This window comes from Kitasatospora sp. NPDC041917 (assembly GCF_055589745.1).
On sequence record NZ_JBVJBI010000001.1, the window covers coordinates 436,270 to 455,523 of the forward strand.

Genomic DNA, 19,254 nt, shown 5'->3' on the forward strand with positions numbered 1-19,254 from the left:
GCCCCAGCGTGCTTCCCCTCTGCTAAGGGGGATACCCACCGCGCACCACCCAAAGCGGGCCAGATGTATCGTCGAGCGAAGTGATATCCGATCGCGACCACAAGTCGAGGTCCGATCGTTGTACGAATGGCGGGATTGCTCCAGGAATAGGGGCGACCCGGGACAGAAACGGCAGGGGACCATGTCGGTGACCGAGCAGACGGCGGCAGCGGCCGAAGAGCTGGAGGTGTGGATCGACCAGGATCTGTGCACCGGCGACGGCATCTGCGTGCAGTACGCGCCCGAGGTCTTCGAGCTCGACATCGACGGGCTGGCCTATGTGAAGGGGCCGGACGACGAGCTGCGCCAGCAGCCCGGGGAGACCGCCCCGGTGTCGCTGACGATCCTTCAGGACGTGGTGGACTCGGCGAAGGAGTGCCCCGGCGACTGCATCCACGTGCGCCGGGTCGCCGACCGGGTCGAGGTGTACGGGCCGGACGCGGAGTAGCCGGCCCGCGGATCAGCGGGTCCGCGCGGTGGTCGATCCGCGCGGTGGTCGGTCCGTCACACGGCGGAGACCGGGGCGGCGGTCTGGGAGCGATCCCAGCCGCCGCCCCTGTGCGTCCAGGTGAGGTCGACCGAGATGTCGGGCCGGAACCGCGGCACGTCCTCGCTCGAATACCCCTGCGCGTGGCCGGTGATGGCGCCGTCCGAACGCACCGTGATCCGGCTCACGGTGAGGTTCTCGCGCTCGGGCAGCAGCGTGGCCACCACCTCCGGGCGCCCGCCCGGGCCGAAGCCGAGCAGCAGGACGGCGTCCGGCGGGGTGCCGGTCTCGGTGGCGCAGTGCGCGGTGACCACCGTGGCGGGGCGCCCGTCGCCGAGCCGCGCGGACACGCTGAGCGCCGTCTTGACCGGGAACGGGCCGCAGTCCAGCGGGAGTTGGACCTGGGCCGGGTCGGGGCCCGCGCTCACCGCGAGGGACGTGGGCACGGGGTGCACGGGCACCGGGGTGCCGGTCGCCGGGGAGGCCGCCAGCGCGGCCCCCACCACCGCGCCGCAGCCGGCCAGGGCGACGGCCCAGTGCCAGGGGGCGGTGCGCGCGTGCCCGGGCCCGGAGCGGCTCCGCGGTGTCCGCTGTCCAGCCGTCGCCGTCGCCGTCGTCGTCCCGACCGCGGTCTCCACCAGGCGTCCCCTCCAGAGCTCCAGGAGCTGGTCTGCGTGCGCGAGCATCGTCCCACACCGTGATCGGCAGGATGCGAAAGGGGTGGTACGAGCGGTGTGCTCGTACCACCCCTTTCGCGGTGGGTTTCGGGGCTCAGCCCAGGTCGGGCTGATCCGTCTCCGTGTCGCGGGCGGCCTTGCGGGCGGCGGCGCGCTCCTGGAGGGTGGGCTCGGGCGCCCCGTTGTCGTAGTCCTCGCCGTACGCGCCCTTGGCCGGACGGCGGCGGCGCAGCGGCGGCTCCACACCGTCCGCCAGGCGGCGGGCGGTGAGCAGGAAGCCGGTGTGGCCGATCATCCGGTGGTCCGGGCGGACCGCCAGGCCCTCCAGGTGCCAGGTGCGGACCATGGTCTCCCAGGCCTGCGGCTCGGTGAAGGTGCCGTGGTCGCGCAGCGCCTCGACGGTCCTGGACATCTGCGTGGTGGTGGCCACGTAGCAGCAGATGAGGCCGCCGGGGACGAGCGCCTCGGAGGCGACGTCCAGGCACTCCCAGGGGGCCAGCATGTCGAGGATGACGCGGTCGACGTCGGTCTCGACCAGGTTGTCCTGGAGGTCGCCGACGGTGAGCTTCCACGCCGGGTGCGGGCCGCCGAAGTAGCGCTCGACGTTCCCCTGGGCGATGTCGGCGAAGTCCTGCCGGCGCTCGTAGGAGGCCAGCATGCCGTGCTCGCCGACGGCGCGCAGCAGGTACATGCTGAGCGCGCCGGACCCGACGCCGGCCTCGATCACGCGGGCACCCGCGAAGATGTCGGCCATGGCCAGGATCTGGCCGGCGTCCTTGGGGTAGATCACGGCGGCGCCGCGCGGCATGGACAGGACGTAGTCGGGGAGCAGGGGGCGCAGCGCGAGGTACGGGACGTTCCCCGTGGTGCGCACGACCGTGCCCTCGGGAGCGCCGATCAGCTCGTCATGCGGGAACGCACCCTTGTGGGTGTGGAACTGGTTCCCGGCCTGGAGCGTGAACGTGTAGTGGCGACCCTTGGGATCGGTCAGCTGGACCTGGTCCCCGACCTGGAAGGGCCCGCGTCTGCGGGCGGCACCGGTCGGTTCGGACATGCCGACAATCCTAAGGGAAGCGGAGCCTCCCGCCCTACCACCATGATCAGCGGCCGTCGGTCAGCGGCCGGAGACGGCGGCGGTCAGCCGCTGCTCGATGTCGCTGAGCGAGGCGACGCCGTACACCCGGCCGTCCGCCTCGACCACCAGGTACTCCCCCGCCGGGGTGGCCTGGACGGCCCGCAGCAGGTCCTCGCCGCCGAGGTCGGCGCTGAGCCGCATCCCGGGTTCGAGGTCGCGGGCGAGCGGTCCGACGGCCACCCAGGGGCGGCGGTGCTCGGGCACCGACCGGACGGCGGCCTCGCGCACGAGGGCGATCGGCTCGCCCCGGCCGTCCACCACGATCACCGCGCCGGCCCGGGCCTCGCGGGCGCGGCGCAGCGCCTCGCCCAGCGGGGTGTCGGCGGTGACCTCGACGGCCCGCCGGGCCAGCTCGCGCAGCCGCAGGCCGGGCAGCACCTCCTTGAGCCGGGCGTTGCGCAGGCTGCCGGTGGCACCGTTCCAGATGATCGCGGCGAGCACCGCGGCCAGCAGGGCGTCCACCAGGGTGTCGGTGGTGGTGCGCTCGACCCCGCGGGCGGCGCTCAGCAGCGGCAGGCCGATCAGCACCGCGACGGCCAGCCCGCGGCCGACCCAGGCGGCGGCCACCGTGCCGGTCATCGGCTTGCCGCTGATCGCCCAGACGACCGCGCGCAGCATCCGGCCGCCGTCCAGCGGCAGGCCGGGCAGCAGGTTGAAGGCGGCGACCACCAGGTTGGAGATCATCAGGCCGGTGAGCAGCACCCCGGGCACGGTGGAGAGCTCCACCGCCCGCACGCCGAGGTAGAAGAGGCCGCCGAGCAGCAGCGAAAGCAGCGGGCCGACGAAGGCCAGCCAGAACTCCCGCCAGGGGCTCTCCGCCTCGTTCTCGATCTCGGAGACCCCGCCGAAGAACTGCAGCTGGATCCGCCGCACCCCGAGCTTGTAGCGCAGCGCGACCAGGGTGTGGGCGAGCTCGTGCACCAGGACGGAGGCGTAGAAGGCGACCGCGAAGAAGAACGCGACCAGGTAGCGGGCGCCTCCGAGATCGGGCAGGACGTCGCCCAGCTGTCCGCCGAACACCCAGGTGATCAGTGCGGCGATGACGAACCAGGACGGGGTGACGTAGACGGGCACGCCGAAGGGCCGGCCCATCAGGATGCCGCCGCGGCGCTCGGGCGGCGCCCCGGCCGGGCGCCCGTCGCCCGCCCGCGGTGGCCGGTCGGAGGGCTGCCGCCCCCTGCTGTCGCTCACCGTGATCCCTTCGGTCGTCTCCCCCGTCGTGCCCGGTACGCCCACGCTACGTGATCGCCGCCCTCCGGCGCCGCGCGGCCCTCCCCCCGGCTTCATACCCACTCCCGCGCGTCCGTGGCAGCACCGTGGCAGCGGGATGACAGGAAAGGGCAATAGGGTCGTAGCCATGCAGCACACCGACACCAGCAGTGCCGCCGTGCGTCCGGCGGCACCCCCGACCGGGCTCTCCCCGTCCCGAGCGGGGGACTTCCTCACCTGTCCCCTGCTGTACCGGCTGCGGGTGATCGACCGGCTGCCGGAGCCGCCGAGCTCGGCGGCGACCCGGGGCACGCTGGTGCACGCGGTGCTGGAGAGGTTGTTCGACAGCCCGGCGGCCGAGCGGACGCCGGAGCGGGCGCTGGGCCTGCTGCGCCCGCAGTGGGAGCGGCTGCTGGGCGAGCGCCCGGAGCTGGGCACGCTGTTCCCCGAGGACCCGGACGGCGCGGCGCTCACCCGCTGGCTGGCGGACGCCGAGAAGCTGGTCGGCCAGTGGTTCCGGCTGGAGGACCCGACCCGGCTGCACCCGGTGGAGCGGGAGCTCTACGTGGAGACGGCCCTGGGTTCGGGGCTGCTGCTGCGCGGCTACATCGACCGGGTGGACGTCGCCCCGACCGGTGAGGTCCGGCTGGTGGACTACAAGACCGGCCGGGCGCCCTCGCGGGACTTCGAGGGCAAGGCGATGTTCCAGATGAAGTTCTACGCCCTGGTGGTGTGGCGCTGGAAGGGCGTGATCCCCAAGCGCCTCCAGCTGGTCTACCTCGGCGGCGGCGGGGACGTGGTCAGCTACGACCCGGACGAGGCCGACCTGCTCGCGGTGGAGCGCAAGCTCCAGGCGCTGTGGGAACGGATCGGCCACGCGGTGGCCACCGGGGACTTCCCGGCCACCCGCAACCGCCTCTGCGACTGGTGCGACCACCAGGCCAGCTGCCCGGAGTTCGGCGGCACCCCGCCGCCGTACCCGCTGCCGCTGGCGCGTACGTCGGATGAAAGCGATCCCACGGGGGATCCGATGAGCAAGGAGTCCTAGGTGACGATCCGAGTGCTGCTGGTCGACGACCAGCCGCTGCTGCGCACCGGTTTCCGGATGATCCTGGAGGCCGAGTCCGATCTCGTGGTGGTCGGCGAGGCCGGCGACGGCCAGCAGGCGCTGGACCAGGTGCGGGCGCTGCAGCCCGACGTGGTGCTGATGGACATCCGGATGCCCAGGATGGACGGCGTCGAGGCGACCCGCCGGATCGCCGGCCCGGGGCGGGACGGCCCGGCCAAGGTGCTGGTGCTGACCACCTTCGACCTGGACGAGTACGTGGTGGAGGCGCTGCGCGCGGGCGCCAGCGGCTTCCTGCTGAAGGACGTCCCGGCCGAGGAGCTGGTGCAGGCGATCCGGGTGGTCGCGGACGGCGCGGCGATGCTGGCGCCGAGCATCACCCGCCGGCTGCTGGACATGTACGCCACCAAGCTGCCCTCGGGCGACGAGGCGCCGCCGCAGGCGCTGAGCGCGCTGACCGAGCGCGAGCTGGAGGTGCTGAAGCTGGTGGCGCGCGGGCTGTCGAACGCGGAGATCGCGGCCGAGCTGTTCGTCAGCGAGACCACCGTGAAGACGCACGTGGGCCATGTGCTGACCAAGCTGCAGCTGCGCGACCGGGTCCAGGCGGCCGTGTACGCCTACGAGAGCGGGCTGGTGCGCCCGGGCGCCCTGTAGGGGCGGCGGCGGCCGCCCACGGCTGCTGAAACGTCACGGCGGCCCGTCCGCTCCCCCGTACCGACGGGGAAGCGGGCGGGCCGCCGTCCTGCGGGCGCTACTTGTTGGTCCGGCTGATCTCCCAGAAGCGGAAGTAGCCGGTGGTGTCGACGGTGGACTCGACGCCGGTGACGTACGAGCGGGCCGCGAAGAAGGACTTGTTCTGGTACAGCGGGATCAGCGGCACGTTGTCGGCCTCGATCTGCTGGATCTGCGCGTAGGTGGCGGCCGCGGCGCTGCGGTCGGTCTGCTTGAGACCCTCCGGCACCAGCCTTCCGCTGATCCGCGGGTCGTCCCAACCGTGGTGGTAGGCACCGCCGTTGACCAGCAGCGGGGCGAGGTAGTTGTCCGGGTCCGGGTAGTCGGCGAACCAGCCGATGACGTACGCCTGGTACCTGCCCTCGGTCCAGCCCTTGCGGTACGAGTCCCAGTCCGGCTCCTGGGCGAGCGTCACCTGGAAGAGGCCGCCGGTCTCCAGCTGCTTCTTCAGCGTCTCGGCCTCGTTGCTGCCGGCCCGCGAACGGGACCAGGTGAGGGTGAACTTGACCGGGGTCTGGACCTTGGCGTCGGCGAGGATCTTCTTCGCCTTGTTCACGTCCTGGTCGCCGTAGCGGTCGAAGAAGGCCGTGGTGTGGCCGGGCAGGCCGGCCGGGACCATGGAGTAGAGCGCCTGGACGGTGCGGGCGAAGACGTCGCGGGCCAGCGCCTTGCGGTCCATCATCTGGGCGACGGCCTGGCGGACGGCGACGTTGCTCATCAGCGGGTCCTTGGTGTTGAGGACCAGCGAACGGGTGTCGTTGCTGTCGCCCTCGGTCACCTGGAGGTCGGTCTTGCCGCCCTGCTGGTCGGAGCGGACCTGGGCGGCGGTGTTCGGCTCCAGGCTGTTGTCGGTGAGGTCGACCTCGCTCTTGTCCAGCGCGGCCTTCAGGTCCTCGGACTTGTCGAAGTACCGCACGGTGAACTTGTTGTTCCGCAGCTTGGCCTCGCCGCCGTACTTGTCGTTGGCCGACATCACGACCTTGCCCAGCTGCTTGCCGCCGTTCAGGTTCTCGACCGAGTCGATGCGGTACGGGCCGGAGCCGATCAGCTTGTCGTTGGGGACGAGCTTGTCGGCGGGGTAGACCTGGTGGTCCACGATGGCGCCGGCCGGGCTCGCCAGCTTGGCCGGCAGGGTGGCGTCGGGCGCGGAGAGGTGGAAGAGCACCTCGTTGTCGCCCTTGGCCTCGACGGACTTGATCGAGTCGAGCAGTTCGACCGGGCCGTTCGCGTCGTTGATCTTCTTGGTGCGCTCGATCGAGAAGACCACGTCCTGGGCCGTCATCGGGTGCCCGTTGGAGAACTTCAGGCCCGGCTTCAGGGTGCAGTGGTACTCGGTGGCGTCGCTACCGGTGAACTCGCAGGCCTGCGCGGCGTCCGGGGAGGGCGAGCTGGCCGCGGCCTGGAAAGTGAGCAGCGACTGGAAGGTGTTGCGCAGCAGCAGCCACGAGCCGGAGTCGTAGGCGGCGGCCGGGTCCAGGACACCGGTCAGCTGACTGGTGCCCATGGTGATCGACTTGCCGCCGTCCCCCTTGACCACGTCGGTCACCGATCCGCAACCCGTTACCGACACGGCGACCAGACCGGCGCAACCGAGTACTGCCAGGCGTTCAGCTGAAGTCTTCACGAGGCGCGTCCTTTTGGGTGGCACGAACTGGAGTAGCGTGCCATATCGAACACGCACGACCGATACCCGAGCAGATGACGTTTGGGACACGGCGGTTCAGGGCATCACGGCACGCCCGACGAGTTGTCAGCCAATGACCGTTTTCTCCCCCGGCGACTTCGCTCCGGGGGCCCGACGGGCCGCTTACCGGCGAGTAGGGCGGGGTCGCAATGAGACGACAATCACACCCGCGAAGCGACCAGGGAACGCAACAGGTCGAGGTCGACCTGCTCCAGCGACGACAGCACCAGCCGCCCCGGGGCCGGCTCGATCGCCGCCACCGAGGGCACCGCGATCACCGGGCAGCCGGCCTCCTCGCCCGCCCGCACCCCCGTCGGGGTGTCCTCGATCACCACGCAGCGGGACGGCTCCGCGCCCAGCCGCCGGGCCGCCTCCAGGTACGGGTCCGGGAACGGCTTGGTGCGCGGCACCTCGTCCCCGCCGATGGTGAAGGCGAAGTGGTGGGCCCCCAGCGAGCGCAGCACGATGTCGATCACGTGCCGGTGCGAGGCGGACACCATGGCGGCCGGAATGCCGTGCGCGGCAAGGGTGTTGAGCAGCCGCTCGGCGCCCGGCATGAGCGGCACCCCGCCGGCCAGCAGATCGACGAAGCGCTGGTTCACCAGCACGCCGAGGTCGTCCGGCGCGATGTCCGCCCCGGTCCGGGCGACCAGGTACTCCATCACCCTGGCCATCGGGCCGCCGACCACGTGGGCGCGGTCCGCCTCGTCCAGCTCGTGGCCCAGCTCGGCGAAGAGCGAGGCCTCGGCCTGCCACCAGAAGTCCTCGGTGTCCACCAGCGTCCCGTCCATGTCCAGCAGCACCGCCTGGAGCCCGCGGTCGTCCCCGTGGTCGAGGATGCGCGTGGCGGTGGGACTGGTCGTCATGGCAGGGGTCCTTCCGGCAGGCCCGGGGCGGCCCCGGGGAAGGCACGGGCCGGCCCGCAGGTGAGCGGACCGGCCCGTTCAGGATCATCAACGATACGCCCGCTTCGTCCGGAAAGAGCGAACGCGGTGGAAACCGGGCGTTACCGGGCGTTGAAGTACTTCGCCTCCGGGTGGTGGATCACGATCGCGTCGGTGGACTGCTCCGGGTGGAGCTGGAACTCCTCCGAGAGCACCACGCCGATCCGCTCCGGCCTCAGCAGGTCGGCGATCTTGGCCCGGTCCTCCAGCTCGGGGCAGGCCCCGTAGCCGAGCGAGAAGCGGGCGCCGCGGTACTTGAGCGCGAACATGTCCTTGACGTCCTGCGGGTCCTCGCCGGAGAAGCCCAGCTCGTAGCGGACCCGCGCGTGCCAGAACTCGGCCAGCGCCTCGGCCAGCTGCACCGAGAGGCCGTGCAGCTCCAGGTAGTCCCGATAGGAGTTGCCGGCGAACAGCTCGTTGGCCGCCTCCGAGATCCGGTTGCCCATGGTGACCACCTGGAGGCCCACGACGTCCCGCACCCCGGACTCCTCCGGGCGGAAGAAGTCGGCCAGGCAGAGCCGGCGCCCGCGCCGCTGGCGCGGGAAGGTGAAGCGGGTGCGCTCGGTGCCGTCCTCGTGGAAGACGATCAGGTCGTCGCCCTTGGAGTTGGCCGGGTAGTAGCCGTAGACCACGGCGGCCTCCAGCCAGCCCTCGGTCTGCAGCCGGTCCAGCCAGGCCCGCAGCCGCGGCCGGCCCTCGGTCTCCACCAGCTCCTCGTACGAGGGGCCGTCGCCGGCGCGGGCGGCCTTCAGCCCCCACTGCCCCTTGAACAGCGCGTCCTCGTCCAGCCAGGAGGCGTAGTCCGCGAACGGGATGCCCTTGACGATCCGGTCGCCCCAGAACGGCGGGACGGGCACGGTGTTGTCGACCGTGACGTCGGAGCGGATCTGGCCGAGGTTGATCTCGGGCTCCGGCTCCTCCACCTCGACCCGGGCGTGCCGGCGCTGCTTGAGCTCCGGCAGGGTGGCGCCGGGCACGCCGCGCTTGACCGCGATCAGCGCGTCCATCAGCCGCAGGCCCTCGAAGGCGTCCCGGGCGTAGCGGACCTCGCCCTCGTAGATCTCGTGCAGGTCCTGCTCGACGTAGGCGCGGGTCAGGGCGGCGCCGCCGAGGATCACCGGGAAGTCGGCCGCCAGCTTGCGCTGGTTCAGCTCCTCCAGGTTCTCCTTCATGATCACGGTGGACTTGACCAGCAGGCCGGACATCCCGATGACGTCCGCCCGGTGCTCCTGCGCGGCGTCCAGGATCGCCGAGACCGGCTGCTTGATGCCCAGGTTGACCACGTTGTAGCCGTTGTTGGACAGGATGATGTCGACCAGGTTCTTGCCGATGTCGTGGACGTCGCCCTTGACGGTGGCCAGCACGATGGTGCCCTTGCCCTCGTCGTCGGACTTCTCCATGTGCGGCTCCAGGTGGGCCACCGCGGTCTTCATCACCTCGGCCGACTGGAGCACGAACGGCAGCTGCATCTGGCCGGAGCCGAACAGCTCGCCGACCACCTTCATGCCCGCCAGCAGGGTGCTGTTGACGATCTCCAGCGCCGGGCGCTCCGTCAGCGCCTCGTCGAGGTCGGCCTCCAGGCCGTTCCGCTCGCCGTCGATGATCCGCCGCTGGAGCCGCTCCTCCAGCGGCAGCGCGGCCAGCTCCTCCGCCTTGGAGGCCCTGACCGAGGACGAGGAGACACCCTCGAACAGCTGCAGCAGCTTCTGGAGCGGGTCGTAGCCCTCGCTGCGGCGGTCGTACACCAGGTCGAGCGCGACCTCGCGCTGGTCCTCGGGGATCCGCGCCATCGGCAGGATCTTGGAGGCGTGCACGATCGCCGAGTCCAGGCCCGCCTCGACGCACTCGTTCAGGAAGACCGAGTTGATCACCATGCGGGCGGCCGGGCTGAGGCCGAAGGAGATGTTGGACAGGCCGAGGGTGGTCTGCACGTCCGGGTGGCGGCGCTTGAGCTCGCGGATCGCCTCGATGGTCTCGATGCCGTCCCGGCGCGACTCCTCCTGCCCGGTGCCCAGGGTGAACGCCAGGCAGTCGACCAGGATCGAGCCCTCGTCGACGCCGTACTCGCCGGTCAGCTGGGCGATCAGCCGCTCGGCGATCTCGACCTTCTTGGCGGCGGTGCGGGCCTGGCCGTCCTCGTCGATGGTCAGCGCGATCAGGCCGGCGCCGTGCTCGCGGGCCAGTGAGGCGATCCGGCCGAAGCGGGTGTCCGGGCCGTCGCCGTCCTCGTAGTTCACCGAGTTCAGCACGGCGCGCCCGCCGAGCGCCTCCAGGCCGGCCCGCAGCACCTCCGGCTCGGTGGAGTCCAGCACGATCGGCAGGGTGGAGGCGGTGGCCAGCCGGCCCGCGATCTCCTTCATGTCGGCGACGCCGTCGCGGCCGACGTAGTCCACGCAGAGGTCCAGCAGGTGGGAGCCGTCCCGGATCTGGTCCCGGGCGATCTCCACGCAGGCCTGCCAGTCGCCGGCCAGCATCGACTCGCGGAACTTCTTCGAGCCGTTGGCGTTGGTGCGCTCGCCGATCGCCAGGTACGAGGTGTCCTGCCGGAACGGAACCGCCTGGTAGAGCGAGGCCGCCGAGGGCTCGGGCCGGGGGTCGCGCGGGGCGATCGGACGGCCCTGGACCCGCTCGACCACCTGGCGCAGGTGCTCGGGGGTGGTGCCGCAGCAGCCGCCGACCAGCGAGAGGCCGTACTCGCGGGTGAACACGTCGTGGGCGTCGGCCAGTTCGGCCGGGGAGAGCGGGTAGTGGGCGCCGTCCTTGCCGAGCACCGGCAGGCCCGCGTTCGGCATGCAGGACAGACCGATCCGGGCGTTCTTGGCCAGGTAGCGCAGGTGCTCGCTCATCTCGGCCGGGCCGGTCGCGCAGTTGAGGCCGATGTAGTCCACGCCCAGCGGCTCCAGCGCGGTGAGCGCGGCGCCGATCTCCGAGCCGAGCAGCATGGTGCCGGTGGTCTCCACCGTCACCTGCACCAGCACGGGCAGGTCCAGCCCGGCCTCGGCCAGGGCCCGCTTGGAGCCCAGGATCGCGGCCTTGGTCTGCAGCAGGTCCTGGCTGGTCTCGACCAGCAGCGCGTCGGCGCCGCCGGCGATCAGGCCGGCCGCGTTCCGCTGGAAGCCGTCGCGCAGCGTCTCGTACGGGGCGTGGCCGAGGGTCGGCAGCTTGGTGCCGGGGCCGATCGAGCCGAGCACCCAGCGGGTGCGGCCGTCGGCGGCGGTATGGGCGTCGGCCGCCTCGCGGGCGATCCGGGCGCCGGACTCGGACAGCTCGAAGATCCGCTCCGGGATCTCGTACTCGCCGAGCGCGCTGAAGTTGGCGCCGAAGGTGTTGGTCTCCACGCAGTCCACGCCCACCCCGAAGTAGGCCTCGTGGACGGACCGGACGATGTCCGGGCGGGTGACGTTGAGGACCTCGTTGCAGCCTTCGAGGTTCTGGAAGTCCTCCAGCGTCGGATCCTGCGCCTGGAGCATGGTGCCCATGGCACCGTCGGCGACCACCACCCGGGTGGCGAGCGCTTCGCGCAACGCGTTCGCGCGGCTCTGCTGAGTGATGGACGGGGTGGCTGCTGTGGCCATGGGGCTTCTCCCTGGTGCGACGGCTGTCGGCTTTGCGGACCCGCTTGCTCGGGCCCGCACGTGGCCAGGGTATCCGGCCGACGGGTCGGCCCGCCGTTCGTTCCGTATCCTGAGCGCTCGACCGCAAGGGGGGAGCAAGCGCGTGGCCCGATACCGGACCTCCGCGCAGCGTGCCGGTCGGGCCCTGGGGGCCCCGTTCCGCGCGCTGCGCAACCGCTGGCGGGCATGGTCCCGGTGGCGCCGGGCACTGCTGGTCCTGGCGCTGGTGGCGGCCCTGCCCCCGGCCGCGCTGGGCTCGGCGTTCGTGATGTTCCGGCTGCACTACACCGGCGAACCCGCCGCCGACGCCCGCACCCGGGGCCGGGACGCGCTCTGGCTCGGCCACGCCTGGGTGGACGGCCGCAAGACCGAGGCCGACGTGGCCGCACTGGTCCGGCAGCTGGCCGGCACCGGCATCAGGGACCTCTACGTGCACACCGGCCCGCTGGAGCACGACGGCTCGCTGCCGCCCGCCGTCCACCCCCGGGGCCGCTGGTTCACCGACACCGTGCACCGGGCGCTGCCCGGCGTGCGGCTGCAGGGCTGGCTGGGCGACGAGGTCAAGCCGGAGAAGGACGCCCTGGACCTGGAGGACGGCCCCACCCGGGACCGGGTCACCGCCTCCGCCGGCCAGGTGCTGGACCTCGGCTTCGACGGCGTGCACTTCGACATGGAGCCGATCCGCCCCGGTTCGCCGGGCTGGCTGGCCCTGCTCGACCGGGTCCGGCCGGTCACCGCGGCGCGCGGCGCCAAGCTGTCGGTGGCGGCCCCGCAGATCGACCCGGTCCCGGGCCTGCACACGGCCGGCATCCTGCTCACCGACCACGGCAAGTAGTGGGACGGGGCGTACTTCACCGAGACCGCCCGCCGGGTCGACCAGATCGCGGTGATGACCTACGACACCTCGATGCCCACCGAGCCGCTGTACGGCGGCTACGTCGCCCGGCAGACCGAGCTCGCCCTGCGGGCCACCCCGGCCGACGTGGACCTGCTGATGGGCCTGCCCTTCTACTGGGACGACAAGTGGGGCCACTGGGGCGACGCCGAGACCGTCCGGGCCGCCGTCCGGGGCGTGCGGCTGGGCCTGGGCCGGGAGGACCGGCAGCGGGCCAACTTCGGCGTCGCGCTGTACGTGGACTTCGCCTCGCTGCCCGAGCACTGGGCGGCGTACCGCAGCGGCTGGGTGGACGTCGGGTAGCGCGCCCGGACGGCCGTCCGGCGGGGCCGTGCGTCCCGGCCGCGCCGGGACGGCCGTCACGTTCCGTCGCGATTCGAACACCCTTCACCCCCACCGGACACCTGACGGCCCGTCAGCCCCGAGGTCGCCGATATCCGGTGGATCGCGGCGGCCCGCTCCCCCAGACTGTCCCGGTGCCCGGCCGCGGTGCGCATCAAAGCCCGTAGGCTGGGCAGGTAGGGACCGTGGGGCGAGACGTTCCACGGGAGACGAGAGGTTCGACAGTCGGCAGCCGGCCCGTCGGCGCCCCGGCAGGCCAGCCGGGGCGGCGCAGGTCCGACCGCCGACCGGAGGGAGACGCTGGGTGATCGAGCTGGAAGATGTTCCCGAGTTGATCGACCCGGTCATGGTCTGCGCCTTCGAAGGCTGGAACGACGCGGGCGACGCCGCCTCCGCGGCTCTGGCGCATCTGGACGAGACCTGGGGCGGCAAGGTGTTCGCCGCCCTGGACGCGGAGGACTACTACGACTTCCAGGTCAACCGGCCCACGGTCTGGCTGGACGGCGGCATCCGCCGGATCACCTGGCCGACCACCCGGCTCTCGGTGATCCGGGTGACGGAACCGACCACCCGGGACGTCGTGCTGATCCGCGGCATCGAGCCGAGCATGCGCTGGCGCTCGTTCTGCAACGAGCTGCTGGGCTTCGCGCACGAGCTGGGCGTCGAGCTGGTGGTGATCCTGGGCGCGCTGCTCGGCGACACCCCGCACAGCCGCCCGGTGCCGGTCAGCGGGGTCACCTCCGACCCGGAGCTGGCCCGCCGGCTGGACCTGGAGGAGAGCCGCTACGAGGGCCCCACGGGCATCGTCGGGGTGCTCCAGGAGGCCTGCACCCACGCCGGGGTGCCGGCCGTGACGCTCTGGGCGGCGGTGCCGCACTACGTCTCGCAGCCGCCGAACCCCAAGGCCACGCTGGCCCTGATCAACAAGCTGGAGGACCTGCTGGACCTGCGCATCCCGCCGGGCGAGCTCGCCGAGGACGCCCGGGCCTGGCAGCTCGGCGTGGACCAGCTGGCCGCCGAGGACAGCGAGGTGGCCGAGTACGTCCAGCAGTTGGAGGAGGCCCAGGACACCGCGGAGCTGCCGGAGGCCTCCGGCGACGCCATCGCCCGCGAGTTCGAGCGCTACCTGCGCCGCCGGGAGAACGTCGGGCCGACCGGCGAGAAGCCGGTGTCCGGACACGCCACGGCGGAGCGGCCGGCCGATCCGGAGGCGCCGGGCGGCGCCCGGGAGAGCCAGGACGGCGCCGAGGAGGAGTAGCGGCACCGCACGCCGAAGGGGCGTCGGGACACCTGGTCCTGACGCCCCTTCGGCGTGTGCTGCGGGGTGCGGGTTACAGTGCGACGCCGAGCAGGGCGTCCACGGTGCGGGTCACCAGGCCGGGCGCGCCGATGTCGGTACCGCCCTCGGCCTCCTGCCGGGCCGCCCAGCGGTCGACCGCGGCCAGCGCGGCGGGCGTGTCCAGGTCGTTCGCGAGCGCCTCGCGCACCTCGGCGAGCAGCTGCCCGGCCGCCGGGCCGTCCGGGCGGGAGACCGCGGCGCGCCAGCGGGCGAGGCGCTCGACGGCCTCGTCCAGGGTGCTCTTGGTCCACTCCCAGTCCGCGCGGTAGTGGTGCGAGAGCAGCGCCAGGCGGATCGCGGCCGGGTCGACGCCCTCGCGGCGCAGCGCCGAGACGAAGACCAGGTTGCCGCGGGACTTGGACATCTTGTGGCCGTCCAGGGCGACCATGCCGGCGTGCACGTACGCCTTGGCGTACGGGTGGGCGCCGGTGGCGACCTGGGCGTGCGCGGCGCCCATCTCGTGGTGCGGGAAGGAGAGGTCGCTGCCGCCGCCCTGGATGTCGAAGGACATGCCGAGGTACTGGAGGGCGATGGCGACGCACTCGATGTGCCAGCCGGGGCGGCCGTGGCCGAGCTCGGTGTCCCAGGCGGGCTCGCCCGGGCGGGCGGCCAGCCAGAGCAGGGCGTCCAGCGGGTTGCGCTTGCCGGGGCGGTCCGGGTCGCCGCCGCGCTCGGCGAAGACCGGGCGCATGGCCTCGCGGGTGAGGCCGGAGACCTCGCCGAAGCGCGGGTCGGCGTCGACCGAGAAGTAGATGTCGCCGTCCACCCGGTAGGCGGCGCCGGAGGCCAGCAGCTTCTGGACGATCGGGACGATCCACGGGATCGACTCGACGGCGCCGATGTAGTGGGCCGGCGGGAGCATGCGCAGCGCGGTCATGTCCTCGCGGAACAGGGCCGTCTCGCGCTCGGCCAGGTCGGTCCAGTCCTGGCCGGTCTCGACCGCGCGGGCGAGCAGCGGGTCGTCGACGTCGGTGACGTTCTGGATGTACAGGACGTCGTGGCCGGCGTCCTTCCAGACGCGCTGCACCAGGTCGAACGCGTTGTAGGTGGCGGCGTGGCCCATGTGGGTCGCGTCGTAGGGGGTGATGCCGCAGACGTAGATCCGGGCGGTGCCGTCCTGCGGCACCACCTCGCGGACGGTGCCCGCGGCGGTGTCGTGGATACGGAGGGGGAGCCCCTGACCAGGCAGGTCGGGAACCTCGGAGGCGGGCCAGGCATGCATGGAAACAACTTTAACCTTGCGAACATTTGAAAGCCTAACCAGTACGAAAGATCGACTGGATTCGCTTCTTGCCATTGCCCGGCGGTTTTCCGACTGGTAGTGCACGGAACCGGTGCGGCGCGGAGCCGGCCGGGAGGCGGCGCGGCGCGGAACCCGGCCCCGGTTCCGGACGTGGTTGAGCGCCCGGTCGGCCCTGCCGCCGACCGGGCGCCCGGCGCCCCGGGGGACGCGGTCGGAGCCGCTACGACCGCTGCCAGAGGGCCGGCACGTTCGGCGGCTCCCAACCGGCCATGGCGGTGTGCGCCTGGAGGCAGGTGTAGGAGACGCCGGAGTAGGTGACGCGGTCGCCCGCCTTGTACGCGGTGCCCGCGGCCCAGGTGCCGCTCGGCGGCGTACTGGGACCCCCGGTCGGGGTGACGGTGGGCGACGGGCTCGGCGTGCCGGGGGTCTGCGGAACGTCCAGCACGAAGTCGAAACCGGCCTCGCGGGTCTGGCCGTTCTGGCGGACGTTCATCAGCAGCCGGGGATCGTAGATGCTGTCCGTGCTGTTGCGCGGCTCGCCCGGGAAGTACAGCTGGGTGGTGATGATCGAGCGGCCGGGGGCCTGCAGCTTGACGTGCAGGTGCCGGGTGCGGCCCGGGTAGAGGCCGGGCACGATGGTGTCCAGCTTGTACGCCCCGTTGGCGTCGGTGAACTGGTGGCCGCGGAAGGTGTAGGTGACGTTGTCGTAGTTGCCGCCGTTGTCGGCCTGCCAGAAGTCCAGCAGCACGCCGGAGATGGGCCGGCAGGCGCGGCCGAAGACGTAGCCGCCGACCACCAGGCGGGTGCCGGGGCCGTCGTTGACCATCGAGCTGCGCAGCGGGGAGTTGGGCTTGAAGTACGGACCCTCGATCTGCTCGATGGTGGGGGCGTCCCCGTCGTGGCACTCGGGGGTGAAGCCGATCGGTTCGCCGCTGTCGATCCGGTCCCGGGCCAGTGCGACTCCGCCGCCGACCAGCAGCGGAGCAGCCCCTAGCGCGGCGGCGGCCTTCAGTACGGTCTTGCGGCTGATCATGCCGTCGGGCGTGGGCATGCGCCGTCTCCTTCTCGTGAGGCGGGGGGTGGGGGCGGCCCTTGCCATGGTGGGGGCATGACAAGGGCCGAACCGGTCGCCCGTCCGTGCGCGCCGGGCCGGCCACCGGTGGCCAGCAGCAAAGTTACGGGCCGTCCGGCGCGACCGCGATGGACATGATCCGGGGATCGTGGTGATTTCCGTCGACCCTGGCCCGGAACTCCCCCGGGGTCATCCCGGTCTCCCGGCGGAAGAACCGGCAGAAGTACGCCGGGTCGACGAAGCCCGCCTCCTTCGAAACCTGACGAATCGTCAAATCCGTGCAGGCGAGCAGCCGTTTGGCCTCCAGGGTCTGCTGCCGGCGGATCAGGCCGCCCGGGGTCCGGCCGGTGGCCTGCTTCACCAGGGTCTGCAAGTGCCCCGGGGAGACGCCGAGTTCCTGCGCGGTGGAGGCCACCGAGTGCCGCACCCCGCCCGGCCGGGCGATCAACCGGGTGAAGGCGGCGGCCACTTCGGCCGGACGGCTGGGCACCACCGGACGGTCGGCCGGGGCACAGGCGCGCAGCGCCCGGACGATCAGGATGTGCAGGCTGGCCCGCAGCACACCCTGGTAGCCCGGCGCCCTGGTCCGGTACTCGTGCTCCATGTCGGCGAGCAGCGCGGTGATCGCCGCGGCCTGTTCACCGAGCGCGAGGGCCGGGCGGGTGGCCAGGGCCCGCAGGGCGGCGAGGTCCTGGGGGTGGCCGAGCAGGAAGTCCTCGTTGAACAGGACGACCTGGCCGGTCAGCTCCTCGGCGTCCGCCCAGTAGTGCACCTGGCCGGGGGTGATCACGCACAACTGCGGTGGCGCCAGCGGCCGGTGGACGAGGTCCAGGACATGGGCGCCGTGGCCGCCGGTGACGTGGACGATCTCGTAGAACGAGTGCCGGTGGGGGAAGCCGGCCCGCGAGAGCGGGCCGATCGCGTCGAAACTGCCGATGGCGAAGGGGAGCAGCTGGGGCAGCGGGACCTGCAACCGGTGCAACGGCAGGTCCGGCGTGGTCCGGGGGGTGGGGGTGGTCCGTCGCACATCCATCGGAGCAGTGTGCGACCCGTTCCGGGCACAGGTCCAGACCATCTGCCGCCGTTTTCGCGGACCGGTCCGGGCCACCGGCGCTCGCGCGGCCGGCGGCAAGGACCGGTCGGCACCCCCGGCTGCGCCCCGGGCCACACCCCCGGCTACACCGGCGGCCAGGGAATCGCCGGCCAGTCCTCGGGCGGCAGCGGGTGCCGGCCGGAGCCCCGGAGCCCGGCCACCCGGGCCCGGGTCGCGTCCAGTTCGGCCGCCGTCAGGTGCGGGGCGAGCCGCTCGGCGAGCTCGCCGTCCAGCTGCTCGGCCAGCCGGGCCAGCACCTCCAGCGCCTCGGTGGGCAGCGGGTCCCCGGCCCAGCCCCAGAGCAGGGTGCGCAGCTTGTCCTCGGTGTTGAAGGTGACACCGTGGTCGATGCCGTACACCCGGCCGTCGGCGGCCGGAATCAGGTGCCCGCCCTTGCGGTCGGCGTTGTTGAGCACCGCGTCCAGGACGGCGAGCCGGCGCAGCCGCCGGTCGTCGTGGTGCACCAGCAGGGCCGTCCGCCCGCCCTCGACCTCGGCCCGGACGATCGGCAGCCAGCCCTGCTCCGGGCCGCGCGGGTCCTGGAGCGCGAGCAGCGGCTCGGCCCCCGGGTCCGGCTCGACCCACAGCTGCACCATGCCGGGCCCGTGCGGGCCCTCGCGCAGCACGGTGGGCGGGATCAGCGCCCAGCCGGTCGCGGCGGACAGCTCGTACGCGGCGACCTCGCGGCCGGCCAGCGTGCCGTCCGGGAAGTCCCACAGCGGGCGCTCGCCGGCCACCGGCTTGTAGACGGCCTGCGCGCTGAGCGAGCCGTGCGCGACCGTGCAGTACAGCGCGGCGTTGGAGGCTTCGGTGAGGCGGCCGTGCACGGTCAGCCCGCCCTGGCGCAGCAGCGCGAGGGCGGTGGGCACGTCGGCGGCCAGCGCCGCGGCGGCGGCCGGGTCGGCCTGCGGCGGGGTGTCGGTGTTCAGCGCCGGTAGCCGTTCGCGCGCGGGCACAGGTGGCCCTCCGGGTCGAGCGGCAGGTTGCAGAACGGGCAGGGCTTGCGGCCCGCCGCGACCAGGTCCAGCGCGCGCTTGGCGAAGACCCGGGCCATCGCGCCGGACAGCCGCACCCGGAGCATGTCCGGGCCGGTCTCGTCGTCGGTGAAGACCGCCTCGGCGGCGTCCTCCTCCTCCTCGTCCTCGACCAGCGCCTGGGCCTCGACCACCAGGCAGCTGTCCACGCTGTCCCAGGCCAGCGCCATGGTGCCGACCCGGAACTCCTGCTCCAGCGGGAGGTCCAGCGGGGCGGTGTCGAGCAGGTCCTTCGGAGCGGCGGCCGGGATGGCGGCGTCTCCGCCACTGCGCCGCAGCGCCTCGTCCAGGACCTCCTCGATGCGCTCGGCGAGCGCCGCGACCTGGGTCTTCTCCAGCAGCACGCTGGTGATCCGGCCCCGGGCACTGGCCTGAAGGTAGAACGCCCGGGCGCCGGGCTGGCCGACGGTGCCGGCCACGAACCGTTCGGGCTGGTCGTAGAAGTAGACCTGACGGGGCACGCTCTCGCTCCGGATCGTGTCGGTCGGCGCGGTACCGCCGGGGGCGGATCGCGGCCGGATGGACTCGTAAGTCACCCTACGACCTTCGGGCTCCGGCCGGGGAGCCGAGCCGACGGCCGCGGGCGGGGTGGCACCCGGGGAACCAGCGGTGTCGCCCCGGACGGCGCCTCCCCGGACGGCCCGTCGGC

At 72.7% G+C, this 19,254-nt stretch carries 17 protein-coding genes; 6 read left to right on the plus strand and 11 right to left on the minus strand.

The annotated features are described in order from the left end of the window. Positions 1–181 precede the first annotated feature (181 nt). Entirely contained in the window at positions 182–487 is a 306-nt protein-coding gene (locus ACZ6EM_RS02015) for a ferredoxin (RefSeq protein ID WP_359901185.1), read from the plus strand. Positions 488–543: 56 nt separating this feature from the next. On the opposite strand, the gene ACZ6EM_RS02020 is transcribed toward ACZ6EM_RS02015, so the two are convergent. The 3 genes from ACZ6EM_RS02020 to ACZ6EM_RS02030 form a co-directional block, all read right to left on the minus strand. Beyond that, positions 544–1,212 carry a hypothetical protein gene (locus tag ACZ6EM_RS02020; RefSeq protein WP_465771379.1) on the minus strand — a complete coding sequence of 223 codons (669 nt, stop codon included), beginning with the start codon at positions 1,210–1,212 and terminating at the stop codon, positions 544–546. Between the two features lie 85 nt (positions 1,213–1,297). Then, the gene (locus ACZ6EM_RS02025; protein WP_452177267.1) at positions 1,298–2,257 is read right to left on the minus strand and encodes a tRNA (adenine-N1)-methyltransferase; all 960 of its coding nucleotides are present in this window, start codon (positions 2,255–2,257) and stop codon (positions 1,298–1,300) included. A 60-nt stretch (positions 2,258–2,317) separates the two neighbouring features. Continuing rightward, entirely contained in the window at positions 2,318–3,529 is a 1,212-nt protein-coding gene (locus tag ACZ6EM_RS02030; protein ID WP_465771380.1) for a site-2 protease family protein, read from the minus strand. 166 nt (positions 3,530–3,695) lie between these two features. On the opposite strand from ACZ6EM_RS02030, the gene ACZ6EM_RS02035 reads away from it, so the two are divergent. Beyond that, positions 3,696–4,595 (plus strand): RecB family exonuclease, encoded by a 900-nt coding sequence (locus ACZ6EM_RS02035; protein ID WP_380544695.1) that lies wholly within the window; start codon positions 3,696–3,698, stop codon positions 4,593–4,595. Beyond that, positions 4,596–5,267, plus strand: coding sequence for a response regulator (locus ACZ6EM_RS02040; protein WP_188299078.1), 672 nt, complete (start codon positions 4,596–4,598; stop codon positions 5,265–5,267). It abuts the gene before it with no gap. Between the two features lie 97 nt (positions 5,268–5,364). Here ACZ6EM_RS02040 and ACZ6EM_RS02045 read toward each other — a convergent pair whose 3' ends face one another. The 3 genes from ACZ6EM_RS02045 to metH all read right to left on the minus strand — a co-directional run bounded on the left by ACZ6EM_RS02045 (position 5,365) and on the right by metH (position 11,548). Beyond that, positions 5,365–6,891, minus strand: coding sequence for an ABC transporter substrate-binding protein (locus tag ACZ6EM_RS02045; protein ID WP_359901198.1), 1,527 nt, complete (start codon positions 6,889–6,891; stop codon positions 5,365–5,367). A gap of 299 nt (positions 6,892–7,190) precedes the next feature. Further along, positions 7,191–7,895, minus strand: a complete 705-nt coding sequence (locus tag ACZ6EM_RS02050; protein WP_359901201.1) for an HAD family hydrolase — start codon at positions 7,893–7,895, stop codon at positions 7,191–7,193. A 140-nt stretch (positions 7,896–8,035) separates the two neighbouring features. Beyond that, a complete protein-coding gene (gene metH, locus ACZ6EM_RS02055; protein ID WP_401054171.1) occupies positions 8,036–11,548 on the minus strand; it encodes a methionine synthase in 3,513 nt (1,170 codons plus the stop codon). 142 nt (positions 11,549–11,690) lie between these two features. On the opposite strand from metH, the gene ACZ6EM_RS02060 reads away from it, so the two are divergent. The 3 genes from ACZ6EM_RS02060 to ACZ6EM_RS02070 all read left to right on the plus strand — a co-directional run bounded on the left by ACZ6EM_RS02060 (position 11,691) and on the right by ACZ6EM_RS02070 (position 14,082). After that, complete coding sequence (locus ACZ6EM_RS02060) at positions 11,691–12,422, plus strand: hypothetical protein (protein ID WP_465771381.1); 732 nt, start codon at positions 11,691–11,693, stop codon at positions 12,420–12,422. 54 nt (positions 12,423–12,476) lie between these two features. After that, the gene (locus ACZ6EM_RS02065) at positions 12,477–12,785 is read left to right on the plus strand and encodes a hypothetical protein (RefSeq protein WP_465771382.1); all 309 of its coding nucleotides are present in this window, start codon (positions 12,477–12,479) and stop codon (positions 12,783–12,785) included. 343 nt (positions 12,786–13,128) lie between these two features. Continuing rightward, positions 13,129–14,082, plus strand: a complete 954-nt coding sequence (locus ACZ6EM_RS02070) for a PAC2 family protein (RefSeq protein WP_359901210.1) — start codon at positions 13,129–13,131, stop codon at positions 14,080–14,082. A gap of 73 nt (positions 14,083–14,155) precedes the next feature. On the opposite strand, the gene mshC is transcribed toward ACZ6EM_RS02070, so the two are convergent. From mshC to ACZ6EM_RS02095, 5 genes are all read right to left on the minus strand, one after another. Further along, positions 14,156–15,385 (minus strand): cysteine--1-D-myo-inosityl 2-amino-2-deoxy-alpha-D-glucopyranoside ligase, encoded by a 1,230-nt coding sequence (mshC, locus tag ACZ6EM_RS02075; protein ID WP_401055270.1) that lies wholly within the window; start codon positions 15,383–15,385, stop codon positions 14,156–14,158. 241 nt (positions 15,386–15,626) lie between these two features. Further along, positions 15,627–16,457 carry a dioxygenase family protein gene (locus ACZ6EM_RS02080; protein ID WP_401055271.1) on the minus strand — a complete coding sequence of 277 codons (831 nt, stop codon included), beginning with the start codon at positions 16,455–16,457 and terminating at the stop codon, positions 15,627–15,629. Between the two features lie 124 nt (positions 16,458–16,581). Next, positions 16,582–17,511, minus strand: coding sequence for an AraC family transcriptional regulator (locus ACZ6EM_RS02085; protein ID WP_452177264.1), 930 nt, complete (start codon positions 17,509–17,511; stop codon positions 16,582–16,584). Between the two features lie 143 nt (positions 17,512–17,654). Continuing rightward, on the minus strand, positions 17,655–18,452 hold the full coding sequence (locus ACZ6EM_RS02090) for an SCO1664 family protein (RefSeq protein ID WP_359901268.1): 798 nt from the start codon (positions 18,450–18,452) through the stop codon (positions 17,655–17,657). Positions 18,453–18,496: 44 nt separating this feature from the next. Beyond that, the gene (locus tag ACZ6EM_RS02095; protein ID WP_359901221.1) at positions 18,497–19,066 is read right to left on the minus strand and encodes a DUF3090 domain-containing protein; all 570 of its coding nucleotides are present in this window, start codon (positions 19,064–19,066) and stop codon (positions 18,497–18,499) included. Positions 19,067–19,254 lie beyond the last annotated feature (188 nt).